General features: G+C 71.4%; 1 protein-coding gene. It reads left to right on the forward strand.

Annotated features, from left to right (window positions below; genetic code table 11):
• Positions 1-22: 22 nt before the first annotated feature.
• The gene (locus VTU_RS0124600) at positions 23-1174 is read left to right on the forward strand and encodes an aminoglycoside phosphotransferase family protein (RefSeq protein ID WP_010110449.1); all 1152 of its coding nucleotides are present in this window, start codon (positions 23-25) and stop codon (positions 1172-1174) included.
• Positions 1175-1283 lie beyond the last annotated feature (109 nt).

Here is a 1283-nt window from a genome sequence, read left to right on the forward strand (position 1 = left end):
GGTTTGTAGAATCGGATTATCCATGAGCCACCCCTGCCCACTGCCCCCCGCCGATCCGTCCCCGGGTGCGGCAGCGGCGCTTTCCGCGTGCGCGTCCCGTGCACCCGTTTCCTGGCCCGACGCCGCGCGCCGGGCGGCCTTCGAGGCCTGGCTCGCACCCCTGGTCGGGCCGCACCAGTTATTGCCCGAGAGCCTGCGCCCGGCCTCGGAGGACGCGAGCTTTCGGCGCTACCTGCGCATCGACAGCGGCCGCGGCGGGAGCTGCATCGTGATGGACGCGCCCCCGGACCAGGTGGATTGCAGCCCCTTCGTGCGGGTGCAGGGCCTGATGGCCGCTGCGGGGCTGAACGTGCCGCAGATTCTGGCCTGGGGCGAACGCAGCGGCTTCATGCTGCTGTCCGACCTGGGCAGCAGGACGCTGATCGAGCAACTGCACTCCGACCAGCCGCAAGCGGCCTGGCGCTGGTACCAGCAGGCCACCGACCTGCTGCTCGACTGGCAGCGGGCCTCCCGGGCGGACCTGCTGCCCGCCTACGACGCGGCCCTGCTGCGGCGCGAGCTGGCGCAGTTCCCCGACTGGTACCTGGCCGGGTACCGCAGCGTCACGCTCGACGGCGCGCAGCGGACCACGCTCGCCAGCGCCTTCGACGCCATCGTGGCGCACAACCTGGCGGCCCCGTGTGTTTTCGTGCACCGCGACTTCATGGCGCGCAACCTGATGGCGCCCGTGCAGGAGGGCGCGCCGCTGGGCGTGCTCGACTTTCAGGACGCCGTCCACGGCCCCATCACCTACGACATCGCCAGCCTGCTGCGCGACGCCTTCATCAGCTGGGAAGAGGAATTCGTCATCGACGTCACCGTGCGCTACTGGGAGAAGGCGCGCAAGGCCGGCCTGCTGGGCGCGGGCAGCGCCAGCGGCTGGGGCGCGGACTTTGGCGAGTTCTATTCCAGCGTCGAATGGATGGGCCTGCAGCGCCACCTGAAGGTCGCCGGAATTTTTGCGCGCCTGAGCCTGCGCGACGGCAAGCCCCGGTACCTGGCCGACACGCCGCGCTTTCTGGCCTACATCCGCGCCACGGCCGGGCGCTACCGGCAGCTGGCGCCGCTGCTCGCGCTGCTCGAACAAATCGAAGGCGGCGCGGCCAGAACGGACCCTGCGCATGGCCGGGTGTGAGCCGCGCGGCCCGCGCAAGCCGCCGCGCCTCACTGCCCGGCGCCATTGGCCGAGGGCGCCGAGCTCGACCTCCTTGATCTGGAAGTCCAGCCGCAACCGCCCGCCTTCG

It is taken from the genome of Verminephrobacter aporrectodeae subsp. tuberculatae At4 (assembly GCF_000193225.1).
Classification (GTDB): domain Bacteria; phylum Pseudomonadota; class Gammaproteobacteria; order Burkholderiales; family Burkholderiaceae_C; genus Acidovorax; species Acidovorax aporrectodeae.

Coding starts and splice junctions, on each gene's coding strand:
- VTU_RS0124600 (WP_010110449.1), top strand. CDS start 23: ATGAGCCACCCCTGCCCACTGCCCCCCGCCGATCCGTCCCCGGGTGCG.